The 16,431-nt window shown below is 63.1% G+C and carries 14 protein-coding genes and 2 pseudogenes; 6 read left to right on the top strand and 10 right to left on the bottom strand.

The window, feature by feature from the left end; genetic code table 11:
- Positions 1-10: 10 nt before the first annotated feature.
- A complete protein-coding gene (locus tag VK804_RS24615; RefSeq protein WP_325375074.1) occupies positions 11-829 on the top strand; it encodes a DUF2076 domain-containing protein in 819 nt (272 codons plus the stop codon).
- Between the two features lie 79 nt (positions 830-908).
- Here VK804_RS24615 and VK804_RS33050 read toward each other — a convergent pair whose 3' ends face one another.
- The 3 genes from VK804_RS33050 to VK804_RS24605 all read right to left on the bottom strand — a co-directional run bounded on the left by VK804_RS33050 (position 909) and on the right by VK804_RS24605 (position 2,369).
- Positions 909-1,190, bottom strand: coding sequence for a type II toxin-antitoxin system RelE/ParE family toxin (locus tag VK804_RS33050; RefSeq protein WP_414642838.1), 282 nt, complete (start codon positions 1,188-1,190; stop codon positions 909-911).
- Entirely contained in the window at positions 1,187-1,408 is a 222-nt protein-coding gene (locus tag VK804_RS24610; RefSeq protein ID WP_325375073.1) for a hypothetical protein, read from the bottom strand. Before VK804_RS24610 ends, VK804_RS33050 begins: the two co-directional genes overlap by 4 nt.
- A gap of 187 nt (positions 1,409-1,595) precedes the next feature.
- Complete coding sequence (locus VK804_RS24605) at positions 1,596-2,369, bottom strand: L,D-transpeptidase (RefSeq protein WP_325375071.1); 774 nt, start codon at positions 2,367-2,369, stop codon at positions 1,596-1,598.
- Between the two features lie 312 nt (positions 2,370-2,681).
- Between VK804_RS24605 and VK804_RS24600 the strand changes: the two genes are divergently transcribed.
- On the top strand, positions 2,682-3,452 hold the full coding sequence (locus VK804_RS24600) for a protein phosphatase CheZ (RefSeq protein WP_325375069.1): 771 nt from the start codon (positions 2,682-2,684) through the stop codon (positions 3,450-3,452).
- Positions 3,453-3,606: 154 nt separating this feature from the next.
- On the opposite strand, the gene VK804_RS24595 is transcribed toward VK804_RS24600, so the two are convergent.
- Positions 3,607-4,134: a hypothetical protein gene (locus VK804_RS24595; RefSeq protein ID WP_325375067.1), complete on the bottom strand. Its 528-nt coding sequence runs from the start codon at positions 4,132-4,134 to the stop codon at positions 3,607-3,609.
- A gap of 330 nt (positions 4,135-4,464) precedes the next feature.
- On the opposite strand from VK804_RS24595, the gene VK804_RS24590 reads away from it, so the two are divergent.
- The 3 genes from VK804_RS24590 to VK804_RS24580 all read left to right on the top strand — a co-directional run bounded on the left by VK804_RS24590 (position 4,465) and on the right by VK804_RS24580 (position 7,881).
- The gene (locus tag VK804_RS24590) at positions 4,465-4,761 is read left to right on the top strand and encodes a co-chaperone GroES (RefSeq protein ID WP_325375065.1); all 297 of its coding nucleotides are present in this window, start codon (positions 4,465-4,467) and stop codon (positions 4,759-4,761) included.
- Between the two features lie 159 nt (positions 4,762-4,920).
- Entirely contained in the window at positions 4,921-6,570 is a 1,650-nt protein-coding gene (groL, locus tag VK804_RS24585; protein ID WP_325375063.1) for a chaperonin GroEL, read from the top strand.
- Positions 6,571-6,687: 117 nt separating this feature from the next.
- Entirely contained in the window at positions 6,688-7,881 is a 1,194-nt protein-coding gene (locus VK804_RS24580) for a hypothetical protein (RefSeq protein WP_325375061.1), read from the top strand.
- Between the two features lie 25 nt (positions 7,882-7,906).
- Here VK804_RS24580 and VK804_RS24575 read toward each other — a convergent pair.
- Both VK804_RS24575 and VK804_RS24570 read right to left on the bottom strand, forming a co-directional pair.
- Positions 7,907-8,216, bottom strand: a pseudogene (locus tag VK804_RS24575) (META domain-containing protein).
- A gap of 292 nt (positions 8,217-8,508) precedes the next feature.
- Positions 8,509-10,146: an L-lactate permease gene (locus VK804_RS24570; RefSeq protein ID WP_325375059.1), complete on the bottom strand. Its 1,638-nt coding sequence runs from the start codon at positions 10,144-10,146 to the stop codon at positions 8,509-8,511.
- 529 nt (positions 10,147-10,675) lie between these two features.
- Here VK804_RS24570 and VK804_RS24565 point away from each other — a divergent pair.
- Complete coding sequence (locus tag VK804_RS24565; protein ID WP_325375058.1) at positions 10,676-12,418, top strand: ABC transporter ATP-binding protein/permease; 1,743 nt, start codon at positions 10,676-10,678, stop codon at positions 12,416-12,418.
- Between the two features lie 57 nt (positions 12,419-12,475).
- Here VK804_RS24565 and VK804_RS24560 read toward each other — a convergent pair whose 3' ends face one another.
- The 4 genes and pseudogenes from VK804_RS24560 to VK804_RS24545 form a co-directional block, all read right to left on the bottom strand.
- Positions 12,476-13,489: a TorF family putative porin gene (locus VK804_RS24560; RefSeq protein WP_325375056.1), complete on the bottom strand. Its 1,014-nt coding sequence runs from the start codon at positions 13,487-13,489 to the stop codon at positions 12,476-12,478.
- Between the two features lie 435 nt (positions 13,490-13,924).
- The gene (locus VK804_RS24555) at positions 13,925-14,392 is read right to left on the bottom strand and encodes a hypothetical protein (protein ID WP_325375054.1); all 468 of its coding nucleotides are present in this window, start codon (positions 14,390-14,392) and stop codon (positions 13,925-13,927) included.
- 47 nt (positions 14,393-14,439) lie between these two features.
- Positions 14,440-15,771 (bottom strand): glycolate oxidase subunit GlcF, encoded by a 1,332-nt coding sequence (glcF, locus tag VK804_RS24550; RefSeq protein ID WP_325375052.1) that lies wholly within the window; start codon positions 15,769-15,771, stop codon positions 14,440-14,442.
- A pseudogene (locus VK804_RS24545) lies at positions 15,768-16,431 on the bottom strand (2-hydroxy-acid oxidase); the annotation flags it as partial. The gene glcF and the pseudogene VK804_RS24545, both read right to left, overlap by 4 nt.

The raw sequence follows: 16,431 nt of genomic DNA, 5'->3' as shown, positions 1-16,431 counted from the left end.
GAGAAAATCCATGACACCGCAAGAACGCCAAATGATCGACGATCTTTTCGACCGACTCGCCAGGCTGGAGGGTACGCCGCGCGATACCGATGCCGTTGTCGCCATCTCGGATGGCTTGCGCAGGGCGCCGAACGCCGTCTACCCGCTGGTGCAGACCGTCCTGGTGCAGGATGAAGCGCTCAAACGCGCCAATGCCCGCATTCAGGAACTGGAGGCCGCGGGCACAGGCGAGCAACATCCCTCGGGCGGATTCCTCGATTCGATGCGCGACAGCATCTTCGGACAGAATCAGCCCCGCGGCTCAGTGCCGAACGTGCCGCCGCCCACCAGCCGCCCGGTCTGGAATAGCGGCCAGGTGCTGCAGCAGGGCCAATCCACCGGACACTACGATCAAGCGCCTTACGGTGAAGCACCCTACGGTCAGGCGCCCTATGGTCAGCCGTCAGGGGCGTCGATGGGAGGCGGCGGTGGCTCGTTCCTGGGGACCGCGGCGGCGACTGCGGCCGGAATGGTCGGCGGATCGCTGCTGCTCAACGGCATCCGCTCGATGATGGGAGGCAGCCGTCACGGTTTCGGCGATCAGAGTGCGCTCGCCGACAGGGGCGTGAGCCAGAATCCACTAACCGATCAATCCGGCAGCAGCCTCGCCCGCGACGCCGGCATCAACGACATCGGCTCATCGGCGAATCGTACCGACGACACCAGCCGTGCCGGATTGTTCGACACGGCATCGAACAACGACCAGGATTCGGCCGACGACGACGACCGCGACGACATGGATCTGGATTCCGACGATTTTGGCGGCGACAACGACAGCGACTACGCCTGATCGGCTTTTCCGAATCGCACAAAAGCGGCACGGCCGCCCGATCGGGCGGCCGTGCCGTTTCAATGGTATTTTTGTAGTCCTACTCGCGTTCCCACGGCCGGCGGCGGGCACCGTGGCGCACGTAATGAACGATCACCTCGCCCTGTCCAACTTCATACACGATCAAATAGCTGCCAACCGGAAATCGCCGGAATCGCGATTTGCGCGTTGCCTCACCCAAATAGGGATTCTCGGCAATTCGTGCCGCCACCTCCTCGAAGCGAGCAACAAGCCGCTCCGCGGCCTTCCGGTTGTCTCTCGCTATGTAGGAAAAAATCTCGTCGAGATCGGCGAGAGCGCCGCGATCATACCGGAGCCTCATGCCCCACGGTAACGGCTGAACAGTTCCTCGACTTCCTCGTCGCTCGCGAGATCGCGCCGGGCGGCGCGCGCTTCGATGATCGTCCACTCCTCATCGGTAATGTCATCGCCGGACCGCCACTGCTCGACCTGCTGCACGAAGCGCGCAACTTTCTCCTGGTCGGTTTGCGGCCAACTCAAGACGCGGTCGAGGATTTCCTTCACCTGTTCTTTGGTCATGCGTGATCATACCCAATCGGCGGAACGCGAACGCGTCCTGAATATAGCATGAGACCTATTACATTTCCACGCCGGTCTATGCACCCTGGATACGGTAGAGCCGCGACAAAGTGGCAAAAACCCTGATGCCCTGGCCGGACTCGAACCAGCACGATGTTTCCACCACCTGGTTCGAATCGCGGCGCGGTCAGATCACGACCACCTTGGCGCCGACATTGACGCGGCCGTAGAGATCGATCACGTCCTCGTTGCGCATCCGGATGCAGCCGGACGAGACGTTGGTGCCGATGGTCCAGGGCTCGTTGGAGCCGTGAATCCGGTACAGCGATGATCCCAGATACATCGCGCGCGCGCCGAGCGGATTGGCCGGGCCGCCTTCCATGTGCCGCGGCAGATCGGGACGACGCACCAGCATTTCGGCCGGCGGGGTCCAGTCCGGCCATTCCTTCTTCGCCGAGATCGTCTTGACGCCCGACCAGGTGAAGCCGGGCTTGCCGACGCCGATGCCGTAGCGCAGCGCCTTGCCGTCGCCCTGCACCAGATACAGGAACTTGTTGGGGGTATCGACGACGAGGGTGCCGGGGCCTTCCTTGCCGTGATACTCGACGATCTGCTTTTCAAATTTCGGATCGAACGGGCGCTGTCTGGGATCGCCGGCATCCTCCTGCGGCAGCAGCGCGCCCTGCGGCGGTTGCTGCTGATAGGCAGGTTGCTGATAGGCGGGTTGCTGCTGATAGCGCTCGCCTTGTCCGGGTCCGTCGCCGAACAGGAACTCGATGAAGCCGCCGCCCATGTTGGAACGCTCGGCATAGGCGGTTCGCACCGGGAGTGGCCGCTGCGCGGAGGGATCGGCGTAGATCACGTTGGGGTCCGGCGCAGCCTCCAAGGCGATGGCCTGATGAAGTCCGAGGCTGAGAGCGGATGCGCCCGCGAGGAGCGCCAGCGACATGGTTTTGAACATCGACGTACTCTGTACTGTTTCGTCTTGTTGACACTGTTCTTCGAAAAACGCCCGCTGCCGAGCGTCCTTGCACGTCACCAGCTAGAACCAAAACCGCATCGGTTTGGTAAACAGAAACGGCTTTTCGATTCACCACGTCGCCAGATCGGCGCGGTTTTGTCCGGTAGCGTTTATTTTCGATGAACGTCGGGCGCACATGGTTAATCGCCGGTGTGTGGCCGCAAGCCGCATCATTCACGGCGGTTCCGGCGTGAACCCGATGTTAAATCGCATCTGTGTAAAACTTTTGGAGTGAAGCTCAGGAACAATCTCATGCCGGTTCATCGCAGACGTTTTCGAATCGAAGAAGCATTCAGCGGCGGCGACGCGACGATGCCGGAGGCCGCCGACGGCGATGTCGGTCTGGTCCATCGCGAGATCATGAACGAGCTACGCGCGATCCGCGCCCAGATGGCCAGTGGCCGCGGCGCGACGGCGGAGACCATCGGCGAGTCGGTCACGCGCGAGGTCGCCGAGGCCCATGCGCTGCTCGAGACCTATCGCGCCCAGATCGAGCAGTGCGAGAAACTCAAGATCGAACTCGACCTGATTCACGATGCCATCAGCCGCACCAAACGCGAAATCGCGGTGCTGCACGGCAAGAGTTTCGACGGCAACGAGATGGCCAAGGTCAATGGCGAGCTCGGCGCGGTGGTCGGCGGCACCGAGGAGGCCACCCAGCAGATCCTGGAAGCCGCGGAAGCCATCGACAACGCCTCCAGCGCGCTGTCCAAGGTGACCTCCCCCGATCAGCAGAAGATCCTCAGCGAGGAAATCCAGGAGCGCGTGGTTTCGATCTTCGAGGCCTGCAATTTCCAGGACCTCACCGGTCAGCGCATCAGCAAGGTGATGACCACGATGAAATTCATCGAAAACCACATCAACGTCATGATGGATATCTGGGGTGGCGTGGATGCGATCAAGGCGCATGCGCCGCCACACGTCGATACCCGCGAAGGCGACGCCCGGTTCCTGAACGGTCCGAAGCTCGACGGCGACGAAGGTCACGCCTCGCAGAACGACATCGACGCGCTGTTCGACTGAGACTTGGCGCATCGGACGAAATACAAAACGCCGGCCTCAGGCCGGCGTTTTTGGTTTTCGTCATTGCGAGCGCAGCGAAGCAATCCATTGCCGCGGAGAAAAGAAAGAATGGATTGCTTCGCTGCGCTCGCAATGACGTTGAAAGAGCTGCGCCCTACGCCCTGGGCCCGCAGCGGACATAAACCATGTTGCCGTAGCGGGTGGCGGCGTCCTTGTCGGTGAAGCGGGTGATCAGCACGCGGCCGTCGAACGAGACGATCTCGCGATCCTGCTCGCCGGGGGTCGGCCCGGGCGGGCCGATATAGTTCTTGCCGCTCGGCGAGCCCTTCAGCCGCAGCTCCTGCGGGGTTGCCTGGTCGGCCAGGTGCATGATCACGCCGCCGGACTGGCCGGCGCCGATCACGTAAGGCTGCTTGCATTGCGCCTTCGCGGCGGCTTCGGTGCGCACGCGGTCGGCCGGGTTCTGGTAGGAGGCAAGACCCCAGCGGCCGACGATTTCGTCAGGCCGGATGGTGGCGGGCATTTCGGGCGCCATGCCGGGCTCCGGTGCCGCCTGCGGCGGCGGCGAGGACGATGACAGCGAGGGCAGGTTGAAGCCGCCTTCGCACGCGCCCAGCGACAATGCCAGCGCCGAGGCGATCCCCACCCTGGCAACCGTCCGCGCGCGAACTGACCTGAACATGGCATTCCCCTGAGCAAATTCGTGGCCGCACCCGTCCCGCAGCCAAGCGCAAAACTGCTGTCGGAGCAATGACGTCCAGCAAATTACGCTGGCGCTCCGATTTGGTTTCCGAAGCATCCTATATCGGCCTCACCAACGGATTAACCCCCATTGCTTGACAGCATCGGCGTCAGGCCATATTCCCGGCCGCACCAATTAGCACTCCAAGAGCGCGATTGCTAAGGAATCCAGACCATTTGGCCGCTTCGGCGCTCTAGAAGGGATCCGGATTCCGATCGGCATTCGACGCGCAAACCAGATCCGAAAGCCCAGCCCACAAAAGGAACCACCATGGCTAAATCCAGTTTTCGTCCGTTGCATGACCGTGTCGTGGTCAAACGTATCGACGCCGAAGCGAAGACCAAGGGCGGCATTATCATTCCCGACACCGCCAAGGAAAAGCCCTCGCAAGGCGAAATCACGGCGGTCGGTCCCGGCGGCCGCGACGAAAGCGGCAAGCTGATCCCGATCGACCTCAAGGTCGGCGACCGCGTGCTGTTCGGCAAGTGGTCGGGAACCGAGATCAAGCTCGACGGCGAGGAACTCCTGATCATGAAGGAGAGCGACATCATGGGCGTGCTGGCGTGAGCTAGGTCAAGAGGCCGCACCACCCACCTTCGTCATGCCCGGGCCTGACCCGGGCATCCATCCTCTTCGGAAGAGTCTCGTGAAGCGATGGATTGCCGGGTCAAGCCCGGCAATGACGAGCAACATTTCGACCAATCGATCACTCAAGGAGTCAAAAGAATGGCTGCCAAAGACGTCAAATTTTCCGGAGACGCGCGCGATCGCATGCTGCGCGGCGTCGATATTCTCGCCAATGCGGTGAAGGTGACGCTCGGCCCCAAGGGCCGCAACGTCGTCATCGAAAAGAGTTTTGGGGCGCCCCGCATCACCAAGGACGGCGTCACCGTCGCCAAGGAGATCGAACTCGAGGACAAGTTCGAGAACATGGGCGCGCAGATGCTGCGCGAGGTTGCCTCCAAGACCAACGACACCGCCGGCGACGGCACCACCACCGCGACCGTGCTGGCGCAGGCGATCGTGCGCGAGGGCGCCAAATCGGTCGCCGCGGGCATGAACCCAATGGACCTCAAGCGCGGCATCGAGATCGCCGTGCATGCGGTGGTCAAGGACCTCGAGAAGCGGGCCAAGCCGGTCGCCTCGTCGTCCGAAGTGGCGCAGGTCGGCACCATCTCGTCGAACGGCGATGCCGCGATCGGCAAGATGATCGCGCAGGCGATGCAGAAGGTCGGCAATGAGGGCGTCATCACGGTGGAGGAGAACAAGTCGCTCGACACCGAAGTCGACATCGTCGAGGGCATGAAGTTCGACCGCGGTTACCTCAGCCCCTATTTCGTCACCAACGCCGAGAAGATGACGGCGGAACTGGAAGACGTCTATGTGCTGCTGCACGAGAAGAAACTGAGTGGCCTGCAGGCGATGCTGCCGGTGCTGGAAGCGGTGGTGCAGTCGGGCCGCCCGCTGCTGATCATCGCCGAGGACGTCGAAGGCGAGGCGCTGGCGACGCTGGTCGTCAACCGGCTGCGCGGCGGCCTCAAGGTCGCCGCCGTCAAGGCGCCGGGCTTCGGCGACCGCCGCAAGGCGATGCTGGAAGACCTCGCGATCCTGACCGGCGGCCAGCTGATCTCGGATGAACTCGGCATGAAGCTCGAAAGCGTCACGGTCAACATGCTCGGCCGCGCCGGCAAGGTCGTGATCGACAAGGAAAACACCACCATTGTCAAAGGCGCCGGCAAGAAAAAGGACATCGAGGCCCGGGTCGGCCAGATCAAGGCGCAGATCGAGGAGACCACCTCCGATTACGACCGCGAGAAGCTGCAGGAGCGGCTGGCCAAGCTCGCCGGCGGCGTCGCGGTGATCCGGGTCGGCGGCGCCACCGAGATCGAGGTCAAGGAGAAGAAGGACCGCGTCGAGGACGCGCTGAATGCGACGCGGGCGGCGGTGCAGGAAGGCATCGTGCCGGGCGGCGGCGTGGCGCTGCTGCGCGCCAAGAAGGCGGTCGGCCGCATCCACCACGAAAACTCCGACGTGCAGGCCGGCATCAACATCGTGCTGAAGGCGCTGGAAGCCCCGGCCCGCCAGATCGCGGAAAATGCCGGCGTCGAAGGTTCGATCGTGGTCGGCCGGATTCTGGAGGACAAGTCGGAAACCTTCGGCTTCGACGCCCAGACCGAAGAATATGTCGACATGGTCGCCAAGGGCATCATCGACCCGGCCAAGGTGGTGCGCGCCGCGCTGCAGGACGCGGCTTCGGTGGCGGCGCTACTGGTAACGACGGAGGCCATGGTCGCCGAATTGCCGAAGGAGCCGGCTCCGCCGATGCCCGGCGGCGGTGGCGGCGGCATGGGAGGCATGGGCGGCATGGGCTTCTGAGGGCCATCCCGCAACCGGCATCATCAACCCTCGAAAGCCGCCTCCCGGCGGCCTTCTTTTTTGGTAAGAAATCTCTACGGTGACGGCCGATTCTTGGGTCCTTCGAGGGAATGTGACATGCGCGCGCTTCTGTTCTGCCTGCTCGGTCTGATGATGGCGTCGCCGGACGCAGCCTTCGCCCAGATCAAGCTGCAGACCAAGCCTGCGAACCCCAACGAAACCAGGTATTTCACCGCGATCGACGGCCTGATGGACGGCGATGCGGACGTCATCCTGAAAGAGACGCGGCAGGGCAAGACCGTCACCTCGGCCGTGCTCGACGTCTGCTATCCCGCCACCAAGGGCTCGGAGCGCAAGGACCGCTTCGTCGCCAATCTCGCGGTCAACGGGCAGAACATGACCGGCGCGACTCAGAGCCTGGTCGACAAATTGCCGGTGACCGTGAAGCTCATACGCAAGCCGACCGGCGACACCTTCGAATTCAAGGGCGAGATCGGCGTCGGGCAGCGCGTGACCGAGGTGAACTCATCGGACAATTCCGATCTCGGCGAGAAGGAATTTCTGGACAGCCAGACCACCGATGACGGCATCGCGCCGGCGCCGAAGGATTTTACCGAAGTCTCGCCGGAATCGATTGGCGTCCGGGTCAAGCTCGGCGCGGCGCAGGATTTCCTGAAAGCGCTGAAGGGGCAGGATCTCGAAGTCGCCCTCTCGAGCCTTGCCGTCGGCTGCGATGCGCTGCGCGCCGGCGAGCAGACCATCAGCATTTCGGTCGATCCCGACCGTGCCGCCGCATTGATCGCGAAATTCAAACAGCAGCCCGGCGTGGTCGCGGTGGGCTGGACCAACGGCATCGTGGACATGGATCGCGCGATCCGCATATCGGCCGCCGACTGGCGCGACGGCGACAAGCTCAACAAGGACAAGCTCGCAGCCGCGATGGCCGGCGTGCTGGCCAGGACGCTTGCCGCGAAATCATCTTCATCGAGCTGGAACGCCAATACCGGCACGCTGAAATTGACCTTCAAGCGGCCGAGCCAGCTCTACCCCGCGCTCGACCTCACCGAGACCGTCGAGGTCACCGCGCTGGTCTCCGCCGACAAGCCCGGCGGCAGCGACAGGCTGATGCTGTGGATCGGCAATCCCGTGATTTCGACGGCCGACGAATCGACCGGCGCCAAGCTCAATCTGTCGGACGAGTCGAGCGCCGACGAGGAAGGCGAGCAGAAGGACGACAACGGCTCGATCGATGCGCTGACAAAGGAATTCAACGGCCAGCGCTGGGATTCCGACAAATACGTCTGGAAATAACCGGGCGCGCCATCCGGCCGAACCCTCAGTTGGTATTGAGCTGGAACCGCAACGTCCTGGTCCCGATGAACGAGACAAAATCGCCCTGCCGCCGCCAGGTGGCGGCCTCGCTGAGGGTTGCGACCAGATCGTCGTCGGCCTGGGCCTTCGCCGGTGGACAGGCGCGGTCCTCGATCGGGCCGGGAACGAAGATCACGGTTATTGCCCGCCACCGAGAACTGGCCCCTGGCGCCCTTGCACCACAACTCCAGGACCGCCTCGCCATTGTCGCCGATCTCGAGGTTCGGCAGCCGCTTCGATCCCGGCTGACGCGCCACGTCCAGCGTCATGTTCATTCCGAACGGAAAGCCGTCATCGGCCCGAACCGCACCGCCATTGCCGACGGCCGCAAGCAGGGTCGCGCCTAAGACGATCCGCTTCACATTACATGCGACCGAAACCATGCACCCTCTCGAACTGTCATGACCCACAACTCGTGCGCCGTTTTATTCGACCAAAATGACGTTGAACAGACACACCGTCCTCGGATGAACCGATGCTCGTCATCACGTGCATCGTAGCCAAAAAAATGGGCCGCCGTCGGCGGCCCATACCAGGTCTCAATTGCCGTAATTTCGGCTCATGCTGCTAATGTCCCGGCAAAACCGCGATGCTCGGGAAGAACAGATAGCAGGCCACCCCGATGATCACCAGATAGACCAGCAGGACGAGGGTCCAGCCGAAATTATGGCGGATCACCTCGCCTTCGTTGCGCACGAACCTGCTGGTCGAAACGCCGACGCTCGCGGTTTGCGGCGCGATCGGCTTGCCGATCTCGGCACCGACCGAGTTCAGCGTCGGCAACAGCAGCAGGGGAAAGCCGAGCACCTTGCCGACCAGTGCCTGGAACGTGCCGAACATGGCGTTGGTCGAGGTGTTGCTGCCCGACAAGGCCACGCCGATAAAGCCCAGCAGCGGCGCCACGACGATGAAGGCGGCTCCGAGCTTGGAGAAGGCGCTGGCGAGCGAGCCGGCCATGCCCGAATAGTTGAAGACATAGGCGAGGCCGAAGATGAACACGCCAACCAGGCATGCGCCCCACATCTGCGACCAGGTCTTGGCAAAGATTGCGGCGATCTGGCTCATGTTGACGCGCAGCACGATCACCGTGATGAGCCAGGACACCAGGATGGCCGAGCCGCCAACGAACGGCGTCCAGTTGAACACGGCGCTGATGGTCGCTCCCGGCGTGATCGCCGAACTGGCAGTGACGACATAGTGTATCAGCACGATCCCGGGCAGCGGCGACCAGGGGCCGGTCCAGGCAACCACCACCGCAATCAAGATCGCGATCGGCAGCCAGGCCATGCCGACTTCGCCGGGTGAAAGTCCGTGTGCCTCCGCCTGCGTATCGCCGGTCGCCGGTGCGCCGCCATAGGCCAGGATCTGCGCAGGCCGCCACATCTTGAGCAGCAGCAGCAGCGCCGCGAAGCAGACGATCGCGCCGATCACGTCAGGCAGATAGGGCCCGAGGTAGATCGCCGTCGGCAACTGGCCGGCGATATAACCGAGCGAGCCGACGATGGCGAGCGGCCACGCCGACCACATGCCTTTGCGGCCCGAGACGAGATAGAGCAGGATCCACGGCGGCAGCAGGGCCAGGATGGCTACGATCTTGCCGACCGAAGCCGAATAGATCGGCAACAGCTCGACGAAGCTCATGCCGAGCGTACCGGCAGTCACGGTTGCGAGCGCGATGATCGGGGCTCCCAGGGCGCCATAGGAAACCGGCGCGTTGTTGGCAATCGCCGCGACCCGGATCGCGTCGAGATCGGGGATGCCGATCGCGATCAGGATGGGGGCGACGAACGCCCACGGGTAGCCGAAACCGACCAGCCCTTCGAGCAGCGCGCCGAAGGCCCAGGCGAACAGAATGGTCTGCACCCGCACGTCACGGGTGCCGTGCTGAATGAGCCAGCGGCGCAATCTGTCGAACCCGCCGGTCGTCATCAGCGTGTTGAACAGCATCACGCCCCAGAACGTGATCCAGTCGACATTCCAGATGCCGGTGGCCGAGCCGTAGAGATAGGCGCGGATGCCGTCGTCGAGCGGCATCTTCCAAACCCATAAGCCCAGCAGGAAGGTGACGATCGAGCCGATCAACACGGCGAGCCAGGCCGACAGGCGCAGGCCTGCCAGCAGGAACAACAACAGGACGACCGGAACCAGCGCGACCAGCCAGGTCAGGAACAGGTTTCCGGTCGGATCGAGAATCTGCGTGAACATAGACAATTCCTCCCCCTCGTATGGGCCCGTAGGCTTCTTTGTTTGTGTCGCCGCTCGATGTCCCGAACGGCGGTCGATTAGAACGCTTGTTCGCTTGAGGCGGCAGATGAAAATTCGTCACCCGCCGGCGATCGACGCCAACAGCCTGACCACGCAAGTTGCGGCGGCGCTGGTCGACAACGCAGCGTTGCCGGGCGGGTCATGGATTTGATTCCACATTGCACGTCCTCCCCACGCCGTTATGCGGCGCGCCCCGGACCAGCGTGGAGGGTCAGGCGTGCCTGGCGCGATTGCGGGAGTGCCCAAGTAATACGCGAGGTGAGCCGCAAATTTGGGCAAATCCAAAATCCGCTCACAACCTCGCGAAGTGTTGACGCCCCCGCCCCTCGCCGTTGCAGCCATGCTAGGGTTGACTCGGAGCCGGGGACAAGTGAACGCGAACCATAAGAACTACGACTTTAGTCTAGTTTCCTCCGATTTTCCCGATCTTTCAGGCCTTTAGGGCCATTTCTCCCGGAGACGGCACTCTGTGAACAATCTTCGAACGACGCTCGCCACCGTATGGCGGATCGCTGCGCCCTATTTCCGTTCGGAAGACAAATGGGCCGGGCGCGGACTTCTCGCCGCGGTCATTGTCATCGAACTCGCAAGCGTGTTCCTGACGGTGCTGCTCAACAAATGGAACAATGATTTTTACAATGCGCTGCAGGAGCACAATCAGGCCCTGTTCACCTATCAGATCATTTATTTCTGCGTGCTTGCGACCTTTTGGGTCGGGCTCAGTGTCTATAAGCTCTATCTCAATCAATGGCTGCAGATCCGCTGGCGGCGCTGGATGACGGCGCGCTATCTCGGCGAATGGCTGCACGAGGCCAATCACTACCGGATGCAGCTGCTCGGCGATGCCGCCGACAACCCCGACCAGCGCATCGCCGAAGACACCCAGCGTTTCGTCGAGCTGACGCTGGGGCTTGGCATCGGCTTGTTGAGTTCGGTCGTGACGCTGGCATCCTTCGTCGTAATCCTCTGGGGCTTGTCCAATGATGCGCCGCTGCATTTGTTCGGCACGGACATCCTGATTCCGGGTTACCTGGTGTGGGGCGCCCTGATCTACGCACTGTTCGGTACATGGTTGACCCACCTGATCGGCAGGCCGCTGGTCGGGCTCAATTTCCAGCAGCAGCGCTTCGAGGCCGATTTCCGCTTCAACCTGGTGCGCGCGCGAGAGAATGCCGAGCAGATCGCGTTGCTGCGCGGCGAGCCGGCCGAACGCACGCGGCTGCTTGCGCGATTTGGAGCGGTGGTCGAGAACTGGCTCGGCATCATGCGGCGTACCAAGCGGGTGACGGCCTTTACCGCGAGCTATTCGCAAGCCGCAGTGATCTTCCCCTACATTCTGGTGGCGCCGGCCTATTTTGCCGAGAAGGTTCAGCTCGGTGGCATGATGCAGACGGCATCCGCCTTCGGCAGCGTGCAGGATTCGCTGTCGTTCATCATCACCTCCTACCGGACCATCGCCGAATGGCAGTCGGTGGTGCAACGGCTCGATGGGTTCGAGACATCGATCGAAAACGCCGCTGCGCTGATCGTCACGCGGGATGTCATTCATGTCAGGCCGGACGACAGCGGAACGATCGACCTCGAAAAGCTTGTGGTCGGCCTGCCCGGCGGAACGCCGCTGGTCGCGGCCGACGGCTTTCGGATTCGTAGCCGTGAGCGCACGCTGGTTACGGGCCCCTCCGGCGCCGGCAAATCGACCCTGTTCCGCGCCATCGCCGGCGTCTGGCCGTTCGGCAGCGGCTCGATTTCGATCCCCTCGCAGGCAAAGCTGATGGTGCTGCCGCAACGGCCGTATTTTCCGATCGGCTCGCTGAAGGCCGCGATCGTCTACCCCTCGGAAGCAAGCGCGTTCGATACCGAAAAGGTCAGAGAGATTCTGCTCGCGGTCGGCCTGCCACAGCTCGTCTCGCGGCTGGAGGAGGAGGCGCATTGGAACCGGATGCTCTCGCTCGGCGAACAGCAGCGCCTGGGACTCGCGCGCGCGCTGTTGCACGCGCCGCAATATCTGTTCCTCGACGAGGCGACCGCCTCGCTCGACGAAGCCTCGGAGGCGAAACTGTACCGGCTGCTCGAAGAGAAAATGCCGACGGCCACCATCGTCTCGATCGGACATCGCTCCACGCTCAAAACTTTCCACCAGCGCCATGTCGCGCTGACAGCAGAAGGCGACCGGTTCGCGCTGCAGGACGAGCGCGAAAGCGTCGAGCCCTGACAAAACAAAAGGGGCGGCAGATTGCTCTGCCGCCCCTGCTGTTTGCCGGAGAAGGATTTACTTCAGGTTGGTCATTGCCGTCAGGTCGGCCGAGAGCTTGACGATGCCGGCCGCGCCGCACCAGTTGGAGCCGAAGCCGCCCGGATTGGTCGGGGTGATGAAGGACGGCGAGAAGTTACGCGTCGTGTAATCGCTGGTGTAGACGTTGCAGTTGGCCTTCGACAGGTCGGTGTCGGAGTAACGCAGGTCCAGCGTGAACACCTTGTAGGTGAAGCCGACGCCGATGTTCCAGGTGTTGTAGCTCGGCTCGGGAACGCCCGCCGCGAACGGCGTGCCGGGTCCGGTGCCGTAGAACGCATCCGACGTTCCGAGCCACTGACGGCCGAATTCGCCGGAGACATACAGGCCGACGCCGCTGCTGCCGAAGATCGTGGCCGGCGCGGTATACTTGGCGGTGATCGATGCGTAGTCGCCCCAGGCGCCGAGGTTCAGCATGTTCGGCGAGTAGTACTCGTTGACGCCGACCGCCCAGTTGTCGTTGATGGTGTAGTTAAGCTTGCCATAACCTTCGAAGAAGCTCGCGTTTCGCTTGGCCACGTTGCCGTTGAACGGCAGGCTGCCGTTGATGATGCAACCCAGTTCCGAACCCGGGATGCCCGAACCCGGGAAAGCGCCCGCATTGAAGCACTGTCCACCCGGATAGAGATAGCCGAACAGACCGAAGTCGAAGGCCGCCGCGCCGAAGGTCGGGCGAATACCGCCGTAGATGTCGGTTTCAGCCGCGGCGCGGTTCGGGAACGAGATGCTCTCGAACGACGTGCCGATGTAGACCTGCACGTCCTTGTTGAAGTTGTAGCGCGGTTCGAAGTAGGCCGCGGCCGACGGGTTGTGGTTGGACTGGGTGACACCGCGGAAGATGTAGTCGTTCATGATCGCGCTACCGAAAGCGAGATCCCAGGGATCGAACGGCGCCGGGGGCGGCGCCTTGACTGCCTTCACCGGCAAATCTGCCGCCAGAACAGACCCCGATACCATTGCCAGCGCCGTTGCCAACAAGACGATTTTCTTCATGACGATCCCCATCCCGTTTTAAAGATCAGTCCGTTCCGGCGACCCCAAGGGACGTGCGACAACCGACTGCGACAAATTCGTTAACCCGCCCGCAATCTGGAACGCGCCACTCGCGCCGTGAAGCTAAAAAGAGAAGCATTTGCCGACTTTTTAGGCGTTATGGCCGTTCTACGAAAGGTTGTCGGCGGGTGTTGCATTCCGACAACAATTTCAGGCGGTTTCAGCGTCGCCCAGACGACTCCAGAGCCCCCGCCGCGGGCCAGTTCGGGAGACTGGGCCGTTCGAATCAAACGCCTTCGGGCCGGCCGTTCGGGGTGGGTCGCCGGCAAGCCAATGCAAAAAGGCCGCAGCGGCGAGCGCTGCGGCCTTGAAACGCACCCGAGGGGACCGGGTGTTCAGCGCTTCGGTTCTGATCCAATCAGAACCGGTCGCCCTCTAGTTGTCGTGCTCTCCGCCCGAAGAACCGTCGGTCGAATATCCCGAATGCGGCGCCGGACTCGGAGCCGCCCAGCTCGGGGCCGCAGGCGCGGGAGCCGGCGCGGGCGCTGCCGCGGGAGGAGCCGCAGGTTTGGGAGCTGCAGGCTTCGGGGCCGGCGGCTTGCGAACAGGTTTCGGTGCAGCCGGCGCTGCCGCGACGGGCGCGGGCGCGGGCGGCGCCTGCTTTGCCGGGGCCTTCTTGGCGACGGCCTTTTTGGCTGATTTTTTCGGCGCAGCCTTGGACTTCTTGGCGGATTTCTTTGCCGACTTCTTGGCCTTCTTCGCCGACTTCTTGCCGGCCTTCTTGGACGCCTTCTTCGCGGATTTCTTCTTTGCCGTCAGGACTTTTTTGCTTTTCTTGTTCTTCTTGCCACCCTTCTTCTTTTTGCCTTTAGCCATCGTGATCCTCCTGTTGCCGCCGATCAATGTGTATCGAGCGTTTCAAGTCGTCCGCCTCCAACGAGGCCCATCGATCAGGTCAATCCTGGGGCCTTCAATCCAGGCTTTGGACCGCCTGTCGCCCAATCGAGAAGCTCAATCGTGTGCACCACAGGAACTGACGTGCCGCCGGCAATCTGAACCATGCATCCGATATTGCCCGCAGCAATCATGTCCGGCTTGACCATCGCGATATTGGCGACCTTTCGATCGCGCAATTTGTCCGCAATGTCAGGCTGGAGAATGTTGTACGTCCCCGCCGAACCGCAACACAAATGGCTCTCGGGTACATCTTTCACCACGAATCCGTTCTTGGAAAGCAATTCTTTCGGAAGCTCGCTGATTTTCTGTCCGTGCTGCAGCGAACAAGCCGAGTGATAGGCGACCACTATGTCGCCGTGTCGCTGCGAGTTCTGCAATGCGATGCCGCCGAGATACTCCGTGATGTCCTTGGCCAGCGCCGAAACCCTGGCCGCTGCTGCCGCGAAATCGCGGTCCTCGCGCAGCATGAAGCCATAGTCCTTGATCACCGTCCCGCAACCTGACGTCGTCACCAGGATGGCGTCGAGGCCGTTCTGTTCGGCCTCGGCGAGCCAGACCGCGATGTTGGCGCGGGCGCGCGCCTTGGCGTCGTCATCGCGGCCGAGATGATGCGTCAGCGCGCCGCAGCATTGCTCATCCCTGACCAGCACCACCTCGATGCCGTGCCGCGTCAGCAGGTTGATGGCGGCCTGGTTGATGCGGGGCGCCAGCACCTGCTGGGCGCAGCCCTGCAGCAGCGCGACCCGTCCGCGACGCTCGCCTTGCGCCGGAAAAACGCTTCCGCCGGGGGCTCCCCTCGGCGGCAGGCCGGCCGGCGCCAGCGCCAGCATCGCCTTGATCCGCCTCAATAAACCAGGAGTGGCCGATGGCGATTGGGGGGCCGGCAGCAGCCCCGCCAGCGGTCGCGCCAACCGCGCCAATGTCATGCTGGCGCGAAACCATTGCGGCCGCGGCAGCACGAAGGCGAGCGCCGCCCTTAGCAGCCGCTCGGGCAAGGGCCTCGCATATTGCGTCTCGATCCTGACCCGCGCCTGGTCGACCAGATGCATGTAGTTCACTCCCGAAGGACAGGTGGTCATGCAGGCAAGGCAGGACAGGCAGCGGTCGATGTGCTTGACCACCTCCGCGGTCGGCGGGCGGTTCTTTTCCAGCATCTCCTTGATGAGATAGATGCGGCCGCGCGGGCTGTCGAGTTCGTCGCCGAGCAGCACATAGGTCGGACAGGTCGCGGTGCAGAATCCGCAATGCACGCAGGCGCGCAGGATCTTGTCGGCCTCGGCGATATCGGGATCGGCGAGCTGAGAGAGGCTGAATTCGGTCTTCATGCCCGTGTCATCCGGCCGCGGTTGAGAATGTTCCTGGGATCGAAGCTCTGACGGACCCGTTCGCTCAACGCGGCGACGCCGCTTTCTGACGGATGGAACACCTCCACGTTGCACCTCACTTCCTCGGACGCCCGCAGTAGCATGGCGTGGCCCCCTGCCGCGTCGGCGCGCGTCCGCACCAGGGCTGCCTGGGCGTCCGGCTTGGGAGGCAGCGCCGCCCAGATCAGGCCACCGCCCCAGTCGTAGATCACGTCGCCGCCGGTATCGCGCGCCAGCCCCTCGCCGAGTGCGCCGCCGGCGGCGGGTGGACAGACGATCCGCCACACCGGCCACGCGCCGAGCGCGCCCTTGACCTCGAACGGCTCGACATCGCGAACGCAAGCCCATACCGAGGCCGAGGTTCCGTCTTCGACGATCTCGGCGGCTCCGAACGGCGAGAGTGCCTTTGCAAGTGCGGCCGCGCGATGGACCGCCGATTCCGTGATGCCTTCCAGGCGCAACAGCGTCACCGCATGTAGCGGCGAACCGAGTTGGCCAAGTGCGCCCGAGGCGCCGCGAAATGCCGATTTCGGAACATGAGCGGCAGCGGAAACGTCGAACGGCGAGCCCAGCGCCGCCGTCATCGCCTTGTTCGCCGCGGTATCGTCAAGTCCGCGCAAC

Origin of the sequence: Bradyrhizobium sp. (assembly GCF_035484855.1) — a bacterium.
Classification (GTDB): Bacteria; Pseudomonadota; Alphaproteobacteria; order Rhizobiales; family Xanthobacteraceae; genus Bradyrhizobium.
This window is presented reverse-complemented; position numbering and strand designations above follow the sequence as displayed.

Coding starts and splice junctions, on each gene's coding strand:
- VK804_RS33050 (WP_414642838.1), bottom strand. CDS start 1,190: ATGAGGCTCCGGTATGATCGCGGCGCTCTCGCCGATCTCGACGAGATT.
- VK804_RS24615 (WP_325375074.1), top strand. CDS start 11: ATGACACCGCAAGAACGCCAAATGATCGACGATCTTTTCGACCGACTC.
- VK804_RS24600 (WP_325375069.1), top strand. CDS start 2,682: ATGCCGGTTCATCGCAGACGTTTTCGAATCGAAGAAGCATTCAGCGGC.
- glcF (WP_325375052.1), bottom strand. CDS start 15,771: ATGAAGACCGAATTCAGCCTCTCTCAGCTCGCCGATCCCGATATCGCC.
- VK804_RS24605 (WP_325375071.1), bottom strand. CDS start 2,369: ATGTTCAAAACCATGTCGCTGGCGCTCCTCGCGGGCGCATCCGCTCTC.
- VK804_RS24580 (WP_325375061.1), top strand. CDS start 6,688: ATGCGCGCGCTTCTGTTCTGCCTGCTCGGTCTGATGATGGCGTCGCCG.
- VK804_RS24595 (WP_325375067.1), bottom strand. CDS start 4,134: ATGTTCAGGTCAGTTCGCGCGCGGACGGTTGCCAGGGTGGGGATCGCC.
- VK804_RS24570 (WP_325375059.1), bottom strand. CDS start 10,146: ATGTTCACGCAGATTCTCGATCCGACCGGAAACCTGTTCCTGACCTGG.
- groL (WP_325375063.1), top strand. CDS start 4,921: ATGGCTGCCAAAGACGTCAAATTTTCCGGAGACGCGCGCGATCGCATG.
- VK804_RS24590 (WP_325375065.1), top strand. CDS start 4,465: ATGGCTAAATCCAGTTTTCGTCCGTTGCATGACCGTGTCGTGGTCAAA.
- VK804_RS24560 (WP_325375056.1), bottom strand. CDS start 13,489: ATGAAGAAAATCGTCTTGTTGGCAACGGCGCTGGCAATGGTATCGGGG.
- VK804_RS24610 (WP_325375073.1), bottom strand. CDS start 1,408: ATGACCAAAGAACAGGTGAAGGAAATCCTCGACCGCGTCTTGAGTTGG.